A 17,034-nucleotide genomic window follows, 5' to 3' on the forward strand; every position below is an offset into this window, starting at 1 on the left:
AGGCAGCACGGAGTTGCGGCTGCGCCACCAGCCTGACGGCCAAGTCAAGCCTTGCGCGTGGCAGCAACTGCGAAGGCGTGCAGGGTTTGAGTTCGCCGCTGTCGTTGGCGTACCAGAAGCACGATGCATCATCCGGCGCACCGACTTCGCGCCACAGCCCCGTGACGCGCTCAGCCGCGCACTCTGCGTGCCGACGCGGTCAAACACATAGACGGCAATGGTACCCGGTTCGAATTCGCTGGCGACATCGTGCAGGGCCTCGGGGCCGGCGACCGGCCAGCCTCCGGCGCGTCGGCTGCGTCGGGCGCGTCGTCATCCGATCGGATCACCCAGAAGTTCACCGTCCCACAGGTCCAGGCAACATACTTTCACGCCTGTTGCGACCCAGTCACGGGCGGTCGGGTGGGATCGGCCCATTCTGTAATTGTCATCAGCATCTTAAAATTCCTTTCTATTGCCCGGAGGTGGGCCGGGACCCTGCTTACGGCAATCAGGCGACAACGACCCGACGCTCGCGGACGCTGCATGAACGGTTCGCACGACAGGGGTGGCAGCTCGGGCCGGACTACGGGCGGTGGGAATCGGTTCGCCCTGGATTTTCAGTGGCGATTCAGATCGCACGCAGGTCGCACCCGCCTGCGACGTGGAGCATGTTTCCTCGCCTCAGCGTTGGCCGTTGATGAAATCAAACCAGTCGTGCGCGAAAGCGCAGCCGTGATCCGGAATGCCCGAGCCGGCCAGCTTCCGGTCGAAGAACGTTCTGGTCGGCTCGGGAATTTCATCCAGACGCACGTAACGGTAGCCCGCATCGTTCGTGCGAACCGTTACCTCCGGCCGTGCAGGTCGCGGCGGCAACGCTTCGCGCCCCTGATTCAGCGCGGTGGCAAGACAGCGGGCAACGAGATCCCATACGCTGCTCACCCATCTCGGATAGCTGCGCACGACCGTCGGTTCGCCAACCTCGCCGAGTATTGCGTCGCTCAGGGCGACCCTGTAATCGCCGAGTGCGCCGGTCGGCCCATCGCTCGCCCGTGCGATATCCGCCGTCGCGATGACACGCTTTCCCTCCTCCTGCCCACCGGGCAGCAACTCAATGGTGATTCGAAGCATCCGCTTCTCCTTCTGTTGACCTTTCATCGGGTGCAGCAGGCGTGCAGATCCGCAGTCGCCCGGACAGCCATATGCACCGCGGCCGCCTGCGTGACCCGGCTCGTTCTCGGGATGAACATCAACAGATTGGCCACGGCTAACAGATTCGTGGCCCCCAGAGTCTGCCGCCTGCAGACCGTTTGAGCGGTCAGCCATCGTTTCCTCAAGCACGGCCGCAATTGCCTTCGCCTCCATCCCGGCGTGCGAATGCGGCAACAGCCGGACGGGCGAAGCATCGACGAGTCCCTGCAGGGCACTATGTTCCAGCTCGTTTATTTGCTGGCGCACCTGACGCGTCAGCCCTGCTCTGGCATCCTGTGGGGTCGCACTACCAAGTTTTCCAGCCCGTTTAGAATCAACGACGCCGCGGCACGTGTTGCGTCCAGTCTCATCACGATCCGGTCGATATCACTGAGGTCCGTCTGGCCAGTATCTAAAGATAAGTCACGCGTCATCGGGACAGTCGCGTCGTTGGCGATCGCGGCATTCACCTGCTCAACAGACAGCGCATCATCAGCATCATGCCGGAGGATGCCTCGCAGCGAACCTCAGCGGGATCTGAATCCGAGGATGGTTCGAGGTCGTAGATGCCTGTTGATGAGATCCGCAACCATTCACCCATAGTGTCCCGCACACAGTGCTGGCACAGGTCGATACTGATTGCGCAGCCATCGCCGAAAATAGAATGAAATCCACATAGTCGGCAATCGAAACCCGCTCATGCCAATCCCGGTCGGCCTCATCCGGGGTCATGCGTCGTCCGCAGCGATCGCACGTGCACCCCGAGACCTCGTACACCCCTTTCTCCCGGAATTCGAGCATGCCCTACTTCCTGAATCGCGACGCATCCCTTGTCCACTCTTGTGGAACCAGCCCCAACTGCCGTGCCGTGGCCGTCGGCATACGCAGCACGACAGTGCCGGAGGGATGTCCCCATACACTGTTGATCATGGTCACATCGGCCTGCACGCTTTCGAGCTCCAGATAGACGGTGTCTTCCTTCTCGAACATTTCGGTGTAAGGCGTCCAACCTGGCAGATCGCCGGTCTTGTCCTGAAACCGGATAGTGTCTTTGGTGCCCATGATGGGTTTCCTTGCAAGAATCAGTCGACGTGTTCGGAGAGGGATTGACTCGGTAAGAAGATGATCACGTCACTGGACGTTATGCTCCGAATGTTCCGCGGAACCGGCGTGCGGCGTCAACGACCGCAACGTGGTGATCAAGCGCATCCTTGGGCGCGATCGGGGCGGTACAACCCTCCTCCACAATCCAGCCGTTGGGAAAGTGAAACCAGGCAGCAATTGTCCACGGGTCCGTGGCGAGTCCGAGCTCTGCCAGAATTTCCCTGATGACCGGCAGCGGCTGATCACGATCATCGAACTGGTATCGGGCAAAGTACCGCTGACCTTCAGCTTCCACGCCAAAGATCCAGCCGCGTTGCTGCCATCCGGCTACGTCCGCGGGAACGGTGTCTGCCCCGATCCACTCGCCCTCGGCCAGTATTTTCAGGATCGTGTCTTCTCGCTGAACCTGAAGACTGTGGAGGGCTGTAGTCATCGCTGTTCCTGTTTTACGCGTGGCGAGCGCAAAGGCCTTCAGGCGCGCCCGTAACTGTGCGCTGCTCCCGTCAGGCGGCAATGACTGTCGCCGTCTTTTTTTCGCCGGTTCGCCCTGGTCAAGCGCGCTCCATGTCGGGATGCTCCCTCGAGTCCGTAGTCTTGGGGGTCAACCATTTTTTTGCAGGCGATCTCCTCGCGGCAGCGCCCATGCGCATCGCCAGAACGTTTGCGCCGCCTCAGCGCGCCACGGCACAGCTGCTCACAACTCGATCATCAGCGCCGGATCAAACGCCGGATTTTCCCATTTCAGGTCGGTCGGCGCACCCGCCATCAGACGGTTCGTCGCATAGCCGCGCGGGTTGGCAATCACCCGCGACTGGCCAACGCGGTAATCGAACGAGTCATGCACGTGACCGTGAATCCACACGTCGGCCAGCTCGAGCACAGGTCGCAGGTCACTCACGAATGCAGCGTTGACCGGGTCGTTCGCATAGCGCGGATGCACCGACGGCGGAGCAACGCCGTGATGGGTCACGACGACCGTGCGCCCGTCGAAGGGCTTTGCCAGTTCGGTCCGCAGCCACTTCACTGCCTTTTCGTGCTCCGCCAGCGCGTGCTCCGGCCGAAAACGTGTGCCGTCGCCGACGCGGATCACACGATGGTCATGCAGCATCCGCCCGGCCAGCGCCATATTCCGGTCGCGCACGCCACTGAGCGCATAGTCTGTCCAGAGGCAACAACCGAGAAACCGCACATCACCCATGACAAACGTGTCGCGCTCAAGGTAATGAATCGCCGTACCGGCCGCGCGCATACGGATGGAGTTGGCCAGCGTGTCGTACTCCGTGCCATACGCTTCATGGTTGCCATGCACGTAGATGACGGGCACCGGCCAGCGCGCAAACTGCTCAATGGCATCGCCCCCCTTCGCGATGTCCCCCGCGAGCACCAGCACGTCCGCATTGGACCGCACGACCGGGTTGAAGCCCGGAAAAGTCTGGTGCAGGATCTCCAGATGCAGGTCGGAGGCGATCTGGATGCGCATACGTCAGGTTTTATCTGCTACGTCGGCCGGTTTCAGGCGGTCAGCCTTCGGCGAGCGCGCCGGGGGGCTCGGGTAAATGCGCCTGCCGCGAGAGGGTTTGTCGGTGAAACCGATAGGCAGCGAGATGTTCTCGCCCGCTGCGGTCGTGAAGCGCGCAAAGGAGACCAGCGGAGACTGGTCATCAAAGGCTTCCGTGGCACCGAGGTGAATTTTGCTCACCGGCTCCAGCGTCCACTGCGCACAATTCTTCTGCCTGGCGCTCAGCACCGCAGCGCCCCGCACGATCTGGCCGTCCGACTCAAGCCGCACCACCGTATTTGCACCACCCGTTGAGAGCCCCACCATTGCAATCCGGGGAAGACCGCGTTTGGTGGCGGCAAACTGCAGGATGAGTACATCTTCGCCGCCCCACATCTCGGCAACCGCCCACAACGCTACCTCCGAAGTGAATGCGGGTCCTGCCGGCAGGCGGTTCTGTTCACACGTTAAAAACATAACTTCAGCTTCTCAAATCATCAACAGTAAGTGTCGCCCGGTCGCAGGGCGCAATGCCAGCGTCGACCTGCCCGTGTCCGTTTCCTCGACAACCGGCCGCTTTCATGCAGGCCGCAACGGGAAATTATGCAAAATCATATCAAATGAACACTATAGATTGTAGCCCTTTAGTGTTCACGATGAGTACATCAAGTCCTTTATCAGGAGGACTTGCATGCGCCCCACAGCCGCCATCGGCACTGCACTACAACGGCTTCGAGAGCTAAAGAACCTGACACAGGAAGACTTCTCGCTGGTATCCAGCCGCACCTACCTGAGCACGGTCGAGCGAAACCTGAAATCGCCTACGATCGGAAAGATTGAACAGTTTGCCGAAGTGCTTGGTATCCATCCGCTGACGCTGCTGGCCGTCGCCTACATGGACAGACTCACTCCGAAAGAGATCGAACGGGTCACCGCCGCATTGCACACTCAACTCTTGCACACCCTCGCTGACCGATAGCGCGTCCCGGAGTTGACGTACGCCGGCGGCACACAGTCGCATCGCATGGTACTTCGACGGGGCCCCGCCCTCGTTCAAGCGACCAATGGTCACCGGGGTGGGCCTGACAGCTGCAAGGCGTCAAACGGGAATTTCTCGAACGGGAATTTCTCGCAATGCGGCGTCAACCGCCTGATCCGGGTCCTGCCGTCAGGCGCCGCTGACGTCCCCGGCACTTCGATTTCTGGCAAGGCACAGCCGTACACCGTCAGCTGTCGGAGTAAGCGTCCCATCTTGCTGGTCGCACGGGCGTGAGGTGGCCCGCGCGCCGTCGTGGGAGCCGTCCGCGTTTTCCGGTGATAAGGGTGATTATCACCGGAACCGGCTCCATTTCCGCCCGAAAAACGGTTGCCTAACGTTCAGGCCGTGCGTGAACTTGGCGGTGGACTAGACTGGAACGAGCGCCCAGCTCCTTCCCAACAGGCGCCGGAGTCCCGCCATGGCCCGTCCCGCCGCCGTCACCCCCGACCAGATCCGCGCGACCGTGCTCACGATGCTCGCCGAAGCCGGCGACGCTGACGCCGCCACTGCCCCGTCCGCCTCACCAGCCCCGCCCGTGACCCGTGAACGCTTCCGCCGCGCGGTGTCGGTGCGGCGCCTGCGCGCGCGGCTGGGCGCTGGCGACCCCGCGGTGCTGTCGCGCGCGCTGAACGACCTCGAGGCGGAGCTCGTGCAGGCGGGCATCGCACAGGTGGCGCTGCCGGGCCTGCCCGAGCCGATCGCGGAACAGATGCGGGCACTGTGGGCCGCGGCGGTCAGCGTGCAGCTCGACGACGTGGTACGCCTGAAGGCCGAGGCTCGCGACGAGAAGGATGCCGCACAGGCCGCCCGGCACGACGCGACGCTACGGGTGGAACTGCCGCGTGTCGAACTCGCCGAACTGCGCGCGCAGCTGTCGGCGCGCGACACGGAACTCGCGACAGCCCGCACCGAATGCCGCGCCGCGACGACGACCCTCGCCGAACGCGAGCAGGCAGCCGCAGCGCTCAGACTGTCCGCAGCGAAGGCAACCCAGGCACTCGAGGCTGCGCGCGCCGACCACGCGGCGGCGCTCGCGGCGGTCCACGCCCGCTACGAAGGCCTGTCGAAACGGCTGCTGCAGGAGACCGAACACCAGCGTTACGCGCTCGCCGCCGAGCGGGAGCGGCTTGCGAAACAGTTCGCCGACGCGCAGACCCGGATCACCGCGCTCGAGGGACTGCGCGAGCGGCTGCTCGAGGACGTGGCCACCGCACGCGACGCCCACCGGCAGGCAGCCGCCGAGGCCGCGGCACTCGCGACCGTGGTCGCCGAACAGCGCCATGCACTCCAGGCGCTGCAGGCCCTTCAGGCACTACCAGCTGCGCACGCAACGCAGTCCGCCGTGCAGAAACGACCCGCCCGGCACCAGCCCCCACGGCAAATGAACTCCGGCCACGCGGCCGCGGTGGCCGCTGCGCCGCGCCCACGCGCCCGTTCGCGTCAAAGCCCGTCATCATGAACCCCGCCGACTGGGTCGACGCGGGCGTCCACCCGCCGCAGCGGCTGCCGCCTGGCGTCGACGCTGCGCTCGCGTATGTCGCGGAAGTACTGGGCCATGCGGTCTACCGCCGCTGGACCCTCGCCGACCTGAAACGCGCTGCGCCGTCGCTTGCCGACGCGAAGCGCGCGCACCCCGCCGTGTTCGCGCTGCTGCTCGAGCACGATGCCGCGATCGAATACTGGGCGCACGGGCGCCTGCACCTGGCCGCCGCGGGCGCAGCGCCCTCACCCGTTACCGTGCTCTCCCGCGTGCTGCACGCGCACCGCCGCCGGTTCCGCGATCTGCCCGGCGGCACGGCGAACAGCACAGACCGGCCTGGCCTGACCGCGGGCAGTGAGGGTGACGGGGCCGCCCCACCCGCTGACGCGCCGGCCCAACCCGCCAGTACCGAGGTCGCCGACACGGTCGGACTGGTCTCATCGAGCGGCAGCGATCCCACGGCGCTGCGCGTGTGGCTCACCCGCGCCGGCCGATTCATGAACGCGACGACCACCAATTCCCTCGGTGTGACCGACGACGCGCGGGCACTCGCGCTGTTTCTGCGCGACCGCGCGCAGCGCTCGCCGCACACCTTGCGCGCGTACCGCACCGAAGTGCGCCGCCTGATCGGCTGGTGCGAGGAGCACCGGCGCGGCCCGTTATCCGACCTGACGCGCGACGACCTGCTCGCCTTCCGGCACACGCTCGGCCCTGCGGGCAGCATCGGGGGCGCCAGGTCCATGGTCCCGTCCCGACCCAACGCCGCGCGTGCCAGCGAGCCGTCCCGCAGCGACGCGAGCCGTCGGCGCGCGCTGGCGGTCATCTCGAGCCTGTTCCGTTACTGGCAGAAGACGGGCTACCTGGTGATCAACCCGGCCGCCGAGCTTTCGGGTGGTGGCGCCGCCCGCATGACGTGGACACCGGCGCGGATCCTGCCCGCCCGGGTGCTGGCGCTGTGCGACACGGTGACGGCCGGTGCACGGCCGCCGGGGATATCCCCCCTCGTCTGGGCGCGCCGCTGTGCGATCTGGTCGCTGTACCGCTTCGCCGGCGTGCGGCTGGCCGAACTCGAGTGGTCCGCGGAACCGGGACTGCCCCGCCTGAGTGTCGAGCCGGACACGGCCACGGCGGCCGGCCCGGCGAGCCTATCGTCTGGCGCGACCGACGGTCACTGGACGCTGCACGTGCGCGGCAAGGGCGGCAGGCTTCGCGCGATCCCGCTGCCGTCGCGCTGCGCGCCCGTGCTGCGTGACTATCGCGTTTTACGGGGCCTGCCCGCCGAACCCGCGCCGTTCGAGTCGGTCCCGCTGGTTCACAGCGAGAAGCGCGACGCGCTCGGTCACAGCGGCCTCTACGATGAGGTGAAGGCGGTCCTGCTGGCGGCGGAAGAAACGGTCCCGGCCGGCGACACGGCGACCCGCGCGCTGATCCACGCAGCGTCGACCCACTGGCTGCGGCACGGCTATGCGCGCACGCTGGTCGTGGATCACGCCGTGCCCCTACCCGTCGCGCAGACGCTGCTCGGGCACGCGTCAGTGCAGACGACGGCCGCGTATGCGGGCACGGACCTCACGCAGCTGCGGGACTTTGTGGAGGGAAGTTTTCAAGGCTCAAACTAATAGCCTTCGAACACGACGAGTACCCAACTATTTGGCCGCTCGTCTTGAGGTTTGTTCGATGCCTGCCCATGTCCGTGGACTCGGGGTGCGCGCCGGCGCGTGCGGGCAGGCGTTGAATAAACCTGAAGGGAGGAAACCGCGGAGTGCTCTGATGCAATGGGAGTCTTCGGGGCTATGGCGATTGATTGCCCGGGATGGCGAGCGGTGTTGCGGGATGCGTGGTCAGGCGGGATGGTGGCTGAGGGCTGATGCTGTGCCGAAGCGGTGCAGTGGCGCCATCGTGATGGCGGAACGGACGTGCAAGGGCCTGTGCGAAGCGACAGACGCAAAGGTCTGCTCGTGGGCCGCGTTGCCGCAAAGCCGAGGGTCGGGTTGTTCGTCCTGGAACAGTGGCGCTCATATCTCGCCCCGGCGCGTGGGTGGTGCGCGAATCGGTGCAGTGCGCGCAAGGATATCGATGACGATCATCGGCGCGCCGCAGTGCCGGCAGATGAAGGCCGGCCGAGTTTCAACGAGAGTCTCTTCGGGTGATGTGTTTACCGCCGCCGCGACGTGCAGCAGTTCGCGGAGCTTCGCGAGACTGGCGCGGCGCACCGGGTTGGCGAGCAGTCCGTAGTGACGGATACGATGGAAGCCACCGGGCAGCACATGGAGCAGGAAGCGGCGCATGAACTCGCCGGCTTCGAGGGTCATGGTCTTGTAGCGGGTGCGCCCCTTCGCACGGTAGTCCTTCCAGCGGAAGGTCACGCCGCGTTCATCGAATGCAAGCAGGCGCTGGCTGGAGATCGCGACGCGGTGCGTATAGCGCGACAGGTACGCGAGCACTGCTTCGGGTCCTGCAAAGGGACGCTTTGCGTAGACGGCCCATTCGCAGGCACGCAGCGGCGCAAGCCACACGTCAAAGACAGCTGGGTCGGCAAGTTCAGCGTACTGGCCGAAGAACTGCAGGTGGCCGTGCCGGTGCGCGTCCGTGAGCGCTTCGAGGAAGCGCCTGCGGAACAGGCGCGAGAGCACACGTACCGGCAGGAAGAAGCCGGGCCGGCATGCGATCCACCGCTGACCATCGGGCGACAGCCCCCCACCGGGGACGATACCGTGCACATGCGGATGATGCGTGAGCGCCGAGCCCCAGGTGTGCAGCACGAGCGTCGCGCCGATCTGGGCGCCGAGGTGCTTCGGATCAGCGGCAATGGTGCGTAGCGTTTCGGCGGCGATATCGAACAGCAGCCCGTAGATGACGGCCTTGTTGTACCAGGCGATGGCACTGATGGGCGCGGGCAGCGTGAAGACGACATGGTAGTACCCGACCGGAAGCAGATCGGCCTGGCGTGCCTGGAGCCAGCGATGCGCAGCACTGCCCTGGCACTTCGGGCAATGACGGTTGCGGCAGGAGTTGTAGGCAACCTCGATCCGGTCGCAGCCGGCGCAGCGCAGCACATGCCCCCCAGTGCCGCACTGCGGCACTGTTCGATGGCCGACATGACCTTCAACTGCCCCAGGCTCAGCGCTACCGTGCGCCGCCACGCCGGCCCGCAGGCGCGGAAGATATCCGCGACCTCCAGCACGGGGTGCTCCGCGTGCGGCCGGGCTAGCCGGCGGGCAGGCGGTCCAGCGGACTGACCACCTTGCGCAGGAGGTCAGTGGCAACCTGGGTATAGAGCGTGGTGGTCTCGATCTGCCTGTGTCCAAGGAGCACCTGGATCACGCGGATATCCTCCTTCTGTTCCAGCAGGTGCGTGGCAAAGGAATGCCTCAGCGTGTGCATGGATACGCGCTTGTCGATGTTTGCGGTGGGCGGCGACAATGACTACGTCCGGTGTACCGACATTCATCTTGGCCGGTAGTGAGGAGTCGGAGGCGGCGTAGCCGCCGGAGACGACGAACTGCCGGCGGCGCCGGAGCGGCGAGGCTTAGGATGGCTGACTGAACCTAAAAAGAGGCGGTCAGCCCATGTCTGGAAGCCGTATCACCGACCAGCAGGTCCGCCTCTACATGAACCATCGCAAACACCATCCGCAGAAGCTCGCTGCGGCGAAGTCAGGCATGAGCGAGCGCACGGCGCGGCGTGTCGAACACGAAGCCGGGCTACCGTCGCAGCAGCCCCGGCGCTACTGGCGCTCGCGCCCTGATCCGTTTGCCGATGTCTGGGAGAGCGAAGTGGTGCCATTGCTACGCGCTGCGCCAAAGCTGAAGGCGATCACCCTGCTGCGCAAATTGCAGGAGGACCATCCCGAGCGCTTTCCGGACAGCATGCGGCGCACGTTTGAGCGACATGTCAGCCAGTGGCGCGCGCTCGAAGGGCCGAACCAGGAAGTGTTCTTCCCTCAAACGTATCAACCAGGCGCGCGAGGCCTGTCGGACTTCACGCACATGGACAAGTTGTGCGTAACGATTGGTGGCATCCCGTTCAACCACCTGCTGTATCACTTCGTGCTGGCGTTCTCGCGCTGGGAATACGCCAGCGTGGTTGATGGTGGTGAGAGCTTCCAGGCGCTCGCGACGGGACTGCAGAACGCGCTTTGGCAGGCCGGCGGCTGCCCACGCGAACACCGTTCCGACAGTCTGTCGGCGGCGTTCAGAAACCTGCAGGAAGAGGAAGACTTCACGGTTCGCTATGCAGCGCTGCTCGAACATTACGGGATGCAAGGCACGCGCAACAATCGTGGCATGGGTCATGAGAATGGCAGCGTCGAATCCTCGCATCGCTATCTGAAGGATCAGGTCGATCAGGCTCTGGAGTTGCGCGGTCACCGCGACTTCGCAGACCGCGCCGCGTACGACGAGTTCGTGCGCGGGGTGGTAATGCGCCGCAACCGGCGCAATGCTGCAGCGTTCCAGATCGAGCGCGAACACCTGCTGGATCTGCCTGAGCACCGTACCACCGACTTCGTTGAGGAAGAGGCGCGCGTGACCCGTTGCGGAACCTTCACCGTACGTTGCGTCCTGTACAGCGCGCCGTCGCGGCTGATCGGCCATCGCCTGAAGGTGCGCCTTTACAGTGACCGGCTCGATTGCTATCTGTCCGGCGCGCTCGTGCACAGCACGACGAGGGCCACGCACACCAGCAAGCGGCGCGGTCGCGGCATCGACTACCGGCACTTCATCGATTCGCTCAAACGCAAGCCGCAGGCCTTCAGGGGTCTCGCGTTCCGTGACGATCTGTTTCCGCGTGACGCTTACCGACGGACCTGGGAGCGACTCGAGGAGACGCTGACGCCGCGCAGCGCGTGCAAGACCATGGTGGGCCTGCTTGAGCTGGCAGGAAACCACGGCGTCGAGGCGCAGCTGGCGCAGAGACTCGATGCATTGCTCGAACTCGGTGAACTGCCCGATCTGAAGGCGCTGTTCGAAGAGTTCGCGCCGCGCCTGTCCGAGTGTCCGGTGGTTGTCGTCGAGATGCCGTCCGCCGCGCTCTATGACACGTTGCTCGATGAGGAGGCGCCCATATGAACGCCGCCTACGATGCTGGCCGTATCGCGCTGATGCTCAACGAACTGCGCCTGCCAACGATCGGCCGGTTGTGGCCGGACTTCGCTGAGCGCTCGGACAAGGAAAGCTGGCAGGCGTCGCGGCTACTCGGTGCATTGCTCGAACATGAACTTGCCGAGCGCGCCAAACGAAGAATCGAACGTCATCGTGCCGAGTCACATCTGGATCCGACCAAGACGCTCGCCACCTTCGACTTCGGTGTTGTGCCTATGGTCTCAAAGGCGCATGTGATGGCGCTGGCCACCGGCGATTCGTGGCTTGAGAAAGGCGCCACGATTCTACTGTTCGGGCCGCCTGGAGGCGGGAAAAGTCATCTTGGAAGCGCAATCGGACATGCCCTGATCGATGCCGGCTATCGTGTGTTGTTCACCCGAACCGGCGAAATCGTGCAGAAACTCCAGGTCGCACGTCAGAGTCTGCAACTGCCTTCGGCGCTCGCCAAACTCGACCGGTTCGACCTGATCATCCTGGACGATCTGTCATATGTGAGGAAGGACCAGGCCGAAACCAGCGTGCTGTTCGAGCTGATCGCCGAAAGATACGAGCGGAAAAGTCTTCTGATAACCGCCAACCAGCCATTCTCCGGCTGGAATGACGTCTTCCCGGACCCCGGCATGACAGTGGCGGCCATCGACCGGCTCGTCCATCACTCGACGATCTTTGAGCTGAATGTCGAAAGCTATCGGCGCCGCACAGCCAGCGACAAACAGAAAGAGCGCCGCCGTCAATTACCCACTGACAACCCGAACGGAGCGACAACCATGCTCCCCTGCGTGTTGCCTCACGAAGGAATGTTACTCGGCGGATTGTTGTCGTTTTCGCTTTCTTTTTTTTCTTCTTTCGTGGTTTGCCGGGCGCGGAGCGCGCGGCCCCCGGCGACTTTCAACTTTTGCGCAACTTACACTTCGGCTGGCGCATCAGCGGACTTTCGCAGGCCGCCCAGAATGAGTTCTTTTACGCGCTCTGCGCGCCACGCCTTGACCCGACGCTGTAGCGTTCTTAGTTGTGCCTGACTTGCGTACGCTTCTGGAAACATCGCGGCCAACCGATCCATCAATACGTTGGCCGGCACCGAGGGCTCTGCAATCAGCCATCCTTCGATTAGCGGCCACGCGTCGGCGAACGGATCCACCCGACTTCTCCACCAGTGCTTTGCCTTGGGTTGTTTTCGGTGCGTTGGACGTGCCTCACCTTCCTTCCATGCGGAAGAAAGGCCTGCGAGGAAGACGGCGACGTCTGAGTCGCCCGCCGGCGCGGCTTCAGCACGCACGCCGTGGGCCGCGAACTCGCTCAATGTTTGCTGTGCCGTTCGCATCTCCTGCAGCAGCCGCACAGGATCAAGGCCTTTGAACTGTGCCTTCAGCTTTTCCTTGATAGCGGGTTCAACGCTGTCGTGTGCCAGAAGCCGATCGCACGGCGTCGCCGGCGCTAGATAGACCTTGTGTACGCGCGCACCGTCACGCGTCTTGGACTTCAGCTTGAACGAAGGCTGGAAGAAGTTAATGTATAGCCGTGATGACGCGTACAGCTGCGCCAGCGCGTTCCTGGCATCGACACCGCTCAGCCGGCCATAACCGACCAGCCGCCGCACGACGGCGCCGTTCTTCTGCTCCACCCAGGCCTGATCGTTCTTCTTGTAGGCCCTCGAGCGCGTCTGCACAAGACCGCGGCCCTTGCAGTAGTCGAGGACGCTTTGGTTCATGAACGCACTGTCATTATCCGAGTCCACTCCAAGCATCGCGAATGGCAGATCGGCAGCCGCTTTCTCAAATCCTTCAATCACCAACATCTGGTTGCGTACCCGCATGGCCACACATTCTGTCCAGCCGCTGGCGATATCAGTCAGCGTGAGGGTGTGGACGAACTCACCGTCTATCTTCGAACCGCCGCAGTGTTCGACCATGTCGATCTCGAAGAAGCCCGGTGGTGGATCGCGCCAGTCGGCGAAGGTACGCACTGGAATGCTGCGCCGGATGGCCGAGCCCACCCCCGTGCGCCGTTTGCGCTGCCCATCAATGTGCGCACGCGCATTGGCCAGCATGCGATCGATGGTCGCCGCGCTGACCTGAAGGAGTTTGGCCTTGACGACCGGATCCAGGTCGAGATGACCATGCCGCTCCATGGCATCAACCAGCTTCGGGATCAACGCCTTCAGTCGCTTGCCGCAAACCCTGTCGGCTGCTTCCCAGAGCACCGTCAGCGCCTGGCGTACCGCTTCGTCGTATAGCCGGTTGCGCTCGCGTGTCCCCTTTGCCGCGCCGGGTTCTTCCCGTAGCAGCCGAATGGCGTGCTTGCGGTGATACCCGGTCAGAGCCACGAACTCATCGAGAATCCTGATCCGGTCACCGAACGTCGCGCTGCCATACCGCAATTGCAATGCTGCCACCAACTCCTTGCGTGTCGTCATGCTGATTTGCCTCGTCACCTCGTGCCGCTCCCGCCGGACAATCCGACGGGTAGCAAACTACGTGAGGCAACAGGTCAGCGCGAGTTGCAATTCCGATGAGTCAATGCGCCCTGAGCGCGACCACTTCGCTCGCACGCAGCCCGGCGCCATAGGCGACCGACAGCGCGGTCTGATGCTTGAGGTTTCCGGCTGCCGCGATGAGCCGACGCACCTCCTCGGGGCTGAGCACAACCGGGAGCGTGCGAGGCACGCGTACCGGCTGCATCCGCGCCATCAGCTCAGGCCGGCCGAGCGTGACTTCGAAGAAGAACTTCAGACCGCTGATCGCGGCGTTCAGCGACACCGGCGACGCGCCGTGATCGACCAGATGCAACTGGTAGTCCCGGAGGTCCTCGACAGTGGCGGTATCGGGTAAACGCCCGAGGTATCGGGCGAACTGACGTACGGCACGCAGATAGGCGGCCTGGGTCTTGGGTGCGAACTTGCGCATGCGCAAGTCCTCAAGCATACGGCGGCGCAGCGGGCTGATGCCCGGATCGGAGGAGGTCATGATGGGACTCCTGCTGGAGGACGAGGCGGATTGCCTCAACCACCAACATAAGCACCGGCGCCACTCGCCTCCCATTCGCCGCCAGAGTCGGGCCGCAGCCCCCTACCGCGCGAGCGGTTTAGTGTACGCCCGTGATGGCGTGCTATCTGCGGGGTGTAAGTCCCCGCCGGAGTTGGCCACAGCTCCGTAGCTGAAGGTAACTGCGTCGTCGTGAGGCGGGGTGGGGAGTAACCGGAAGCGAACTGTCGGTCCGTAGGTTAACGAACCTGTTTCGGCGGGGTATGGCGGCGAGCCTGCACTAAAGTGGCGAAGCCTGGAAACAACACAGCACGCTGTCGTGGCGGACAAAGCGGTGCGGTGGCGTACCACGTGGTTGAGGACGGAACGATGGGACGGTAGTGCGAAGCAAACGGGGAGACCTGTCAGCGAGGTGAACGCTGGCAGGAGTCAGAGTCCCGATAGTACTGCACACGGCAGCGTCAAGCCGTGGAGACCTGCGTCAGAGCAAAAGGCGCAATAGGGAAGCGGGGCAGGAAAGTTGATAGCAAAAGACCGGAAGGAAGCAGAGGTGAAGATCGAAGCATCGCCAGTGTCGGAAACGACTAAACAAGATGCAGACGCGCCGGGAAGCTGCGTGCAGCGGAAATTCGCGTCGGCTTCAATCTGGACGGACGCTATGTTGGCTGCTCTACAAAACGGAGTTAAAGGAGGCAAATGGCACAGTCTGATCGACAAGGTGTTTCGCCTGGAGACGCTCGCGCTGGGATGGGCTCAGGTCGAGAAGAACGCCGGGGCGGCGGGAGTGGACCGCATGAGCGTGAAGCGATTCGCGCAAGCGCGGGACCGATACCTCGCTGAACTGGCGCATGCATTGCAGGATGGTAGCTATTGCCCGCAGCCGGTGCGGCGCGTCTACATACCGAAAGGGAAAGGACGCCGCCCGCTCGGTATACCCGCTGTGAAGGACCGCGTTGTTCAAGCGGCCCTGAAGCTGGTGATCGAGCCGATCTTTGAGCATGAGTTCGAGCCAAGAAGCTACGGCTTCCGTCCGGGCTTGGGCTGCAAGGATGCGCTGCGCGAAGTGGACCGGCATGTGAAAGCGGGCTACTGCTGGGTGGTCGACGCCGATCTGCAAAGCTATTTCGACTCGATTCCGCACCTACCTCTCCTCGCGAGAGTGGCCGGGCGAATCGCGGACGGCCGGGTACTGGAACTGATCCAGTCCTTTCTCAAGCAAGACATCATGGAAGACATGACGCGGTGGACGCCGACTTCCGGCAGTCCTCAAGGGGCGGTTGTCAGCCCCCTGTTGGCAAACCTCTACCTGCACGAACTTGACGTGGAAATGCGTCGGGCGGGGCTGGTCATGGTGCGCTACGCGGATGACGCCGTGGTGTTATGCCGCACACGTGAGGAAGCGGAAGCTGCGCTCACTCGCATGCGGGCTTGGGTGGATGCGAACGGCTTGACACTTCATCCCGACAAAACCCACGTAGGGGATTGCCGGTTGGAGGGTCATGGGTTCGAATTTCTGGGCTACCGGTTCGAGGCGGGCCAACGTTGGGTGCGCAAGAAGAGTCTCATGGGGCTGCGGGACAAGATCCGCGCCCTGACCAGGCGTAACAGGGGCGATTCGATCGAGGGCATCATTGCGTCGATCAACCCGATCCTACGCGGCTGGTTCGGCTATTTCCAGAATGCCCACCGATACACCTTCTCGTCGGTTGACGGCTTCGTCCGCCGCCGTCTGCGAGCGATCCTGCGCCGACAGTTACACCGTCCGGGCCAGGGTAAATGCTTGCGCGATCACACCCGATGGCCTAATGCCTTCTTCGCTAATCTTGGGCTGTTCACGATGTCCGAGGCTCATCGATTGGCGCGCCAATCCCGATGTGGAAACAACTGACTGGAGAGCCCGTCGCGGGAAAACTGCACACCGGGTTCGGAGGGAGGGGACGGCGACCGCCGTTTCCTACCCCTATCCTCTCGGCCATAGCAGCCGCTGGCGCGACCACCGGGCAACGGCGGCTATGGTGTGCTTTACTGGCGTCCGGCCCGCGATTAGTTTGAATGGCAGCTTTGTGCCGGTCCGGAGGTCAGGAAGCGTTGAGGGTGGTTCGGCGCATGCCGGCAGGCGTCGAACGAGCCTCAACGAACCCGGAAGTTTCGCGATGGGAACGCGATGCCTGGAAGACTACGCATGCCGTTCCCAATGGGCCGGTGAAGACGAAGGAGCAAGTACCAATGTGGAGACCTTGCCATCGTTTTCGATTTCTATAAAACCGATTCTGCTGTACCAGTCATAGGCAACTCGGTTGCATACGAAAACATTCAAGTACAGCGGTTTTTGTAAGTGACTGGACAACGACATCACCTTGGCAATCGCCGCACGGCCAATTGACGTGTTTTGCATTTCCGGCACGACACAAAGCATCCGCAGCCATACGAGATCGGGTTCGACGTCCCAGTGCACAAATCCGCATTGGTTGCCTTCCCATGTAACTATTTGACAAGAGCCTTGGCGAAGGCTTTTGGCAAACCCAGCCTGTTGCAAGTCGTCGTCCCAGCCATACGCTGAGGTCACGAAGACTTTCATCGTTCGCCGATACGTGTCAAATAGCCATTCCGAGTCTTCAGGTACAGCCTGCCGATAATCCAGATTCATCACAACCGCCGAT

Annotated in this window: 12 protein-coding genes and 4 pseudogenes; 6 read left to right on the forward strand and 10 right to left on the reverse strand. The window is 63.4% G+C overall.

All coding sequences use genetic code 11. The features are described 5' to 3' along the window. Window positions 1-663 precede the first annotated feature (663 nt). The 5 genes from OKW41_RS13550 to OKW41_RS13570 all read right to left on the reverse strand — a co-directional run bounded on the left by OKW41_RS13550 (window position 664) and on the right by OKW41_RS13570 (window position 4,186). Window positions 664-1,437, reverse strand: coding sequence for a hypothetical protein (locus OKW41_RS13550; RefSeq protein WP_429572824.1), 774 nt, complete (start codon window positions 1,435-1,437; stop codon window positions 664-666). Between the two features lie 537 nt (window positions 1,438-1,974). Continuing rightward, a complete protein-coding gene (locus tag OKW41_RS13555) occupies window positions 1,975-2,232 on the reverse strand; it encodes a hypothetical protein (RefSeq protein WP_429572825.1) in 258 nt (85 codons plus the stop codon). A gap of 79 nt (window positions 2,233-2,311) precedes the next feature. Beyond that, entirely contained in the window at window positions 2,312-2,707 is a 396-nt protein-coding gene (locus OKW41_RS13560) for a hypothetical protein (RefSeq protein ID WP_018417870.1), read from the reverse strand. A gap of 261 nt (window positions 2,708-2,968) precedes the next feature. Further along, window positions 2,969-3,754 (reverse strand): metallophosphoesterase, encoded by a 786-nt coding sequence (locus OKW41_RS13565; RefSeq protein ID WP_429572826.1) that lies wholly within the window; start codon window positions 3,752-3,754, stop codon window positions 2,969-2,971. A gap of 3 nt (window positions 3,755-3,757) precedes the next feature. Beyond that, a complete protein-coding gene (locus OKW41_RS13570) occupies window positions 3,758-4,186 on the reverse strand; it encodes a hypothetical protein (RefSeq protein WP_429572827.1) in 429 nt (142 codons plus the stop codon). A gap of 277 nt (window positions 4,187-4,463) precedes the next feature. Between OKW41_RS13570 and OKW41_RS13575 the strand changes: the two genes are divergently transcribed. The 3 genes from OKW41_RS13575 to OKW41_RS13585 all read left to right on the forward strand — a co-directional run bounded on the left by OKW41_RS13575 (window position 4,464) and on the right by OKW41_RS13585 (window position 7,910). Further along, complete coding sequence (locus OKW41_RS13575; protein ID WP_429492844.1) at window positions 4,464-4,751, forward strand: helix-turn-helix domain-containing protein; 288 nt, start codon at window positions 4,464-4,466, stop codon at window positions 4,749-4,751. 478 nt (window positions 4,752-5,229) lie between these two features. After that, on the forward strand, window positions 5,230-6,270 hold the full coding sequence (locus OKW41_RS13580) for a DNA-binding protein (protein WP_429572828.1): 1,041 nt from the start codon (window positions 5,230-5,232) through the stop codon (window positions 6,268-6,270). After that, window positions 6,267-7,910, forward strand: coding sequence for a tyrosine-type recombinase/integrase (locus tag OKW41_RS13585; RefSeq protein ID WP_429572829.1), 1,644 nt, complete (start codon window positions 6,267-6,269; stop codon window positions 7,908-7,910). Before OKW41_RS13580 ends, OKW41_RS13585 begins: the two co-directional genes overlap by 4 nt. 396 nt (window positions 7,911-8,306) lie before the next feature. Here the strand turns inward: OKW41_RS13585 and OKW41_RS13590 are convergent. Then, window positions 8,307-9,475 (reverse strand): annotated as a pseudogene (locus OKW41_RS13590) (IS91 family transposase). A gap of 23 nt (window positions 9,476-9,498) precedes the next feature. Continuing rightward, window positions 9,499-9,699, reverse strand: a pseudogene (locus OKW41_RS13595) (tyrosine-type recombinase/integrase); the annotation flags it as partial. 161 nt (window positions 9,700-9,860) lie between these two features. On the opposite strand from OKW41_RS13595, the gene istA reads away from it, so the two are divergent. Together istA and istB are read left to right on the forward strand one after the other, a co-directional pair. Further along, window positions 9,861-11,360 carry an IS21 family transposase gene (gene istA / locus OKW41_RS13600; RefSeq protein WP_429572830.1) on the forward strand — a complete coding sequence of 500 codons (1,500 nt, stop codon included), beginning with the start codon at window positions 9,861-9,863 and terminating at the stop codon, window positions 11,358-11,360. Continuing rightward, window positions 11,357-12,163 (forward strand): annotated as a pseudogene (istB, locus tag OKW41_RS13605) (IS21-like element helper ATPase IstB); the annotation flags it as partial. The gene istA and the pseudogene istB, both read left to right, overlap by 4 nt. Before the next feature lie 134 nt (window positions 12,164-12,297). On the opposite strand, the gene OKW41_RS13610 reads toward istB, so the two are convergent. Continuing rightward, window positions 12,298-13,806: an integrase catalytic domain-containing protein gene (locus tag OKW41_RS13610; RefSeq protein ID WP_429447466.1), complete on the reverse strand. Its 1,509-nt coding sequence runs from the start codon at window positions 13,804-13,806 to the stop codon at window positions 12,298-12,300. A gap of 109 nt (window positions 13,807-13,915) precedes the next feature. Next, window positions 13,916-14,356, reverse strand: a pseudogene (locus tag OKW41_RS13615) (tyrosine-type recombinase/integrase); the annotation flags it as partial. A gap of 568 nt (window positions 14,357-14,924) precedes the next feature. Here OKW41_RS13615 and ltrA point away from each other — a divergent pair. Continuing rightward, complete coding sequence (gene ltrA / locus OKW41_RS13620) at window positions 14,925-16,262, forward strand: group II intron reverse transcriptase/maturase (protein WP_429572831.1); 1,338 nt, start codon at window positions 14,925-14,927, stop codon at window positions 16,260-16,262. A gap of 288 nt (window positions 16,263-16,550) precedes the next feature. Here the strand turns inward: ltrA and OKW41_RS13625 are convergent, their stop codons facing one another. Continuing rightward, the gene (locus OKW41_RS13625; protein ID WP_429572832.1) at window positions 16,551-17,021 is read right to left on the reverse strand and encodes a GNAT family N-acetyltransferase; all 471 of its coding nucleotides are present in this window, start codon (window positions 17,019-17,021) and stop codon (window positions 16,551-16,553) included. Between the last annotated feature and the right edge of the window lie 13 nt (window positions 17,022-17,034).

This window comes from Paraburkholderia sp. UCT70, assembly GCF_050434085.1.
Taxonomy (GTDB): domain Bacteria; phylum Pseudomonadota; class Gammaproteobacteria; order Burkholderiales; family Burkholderiaceae; genus Paraburkholderia; species Paraburkholderia tuberum.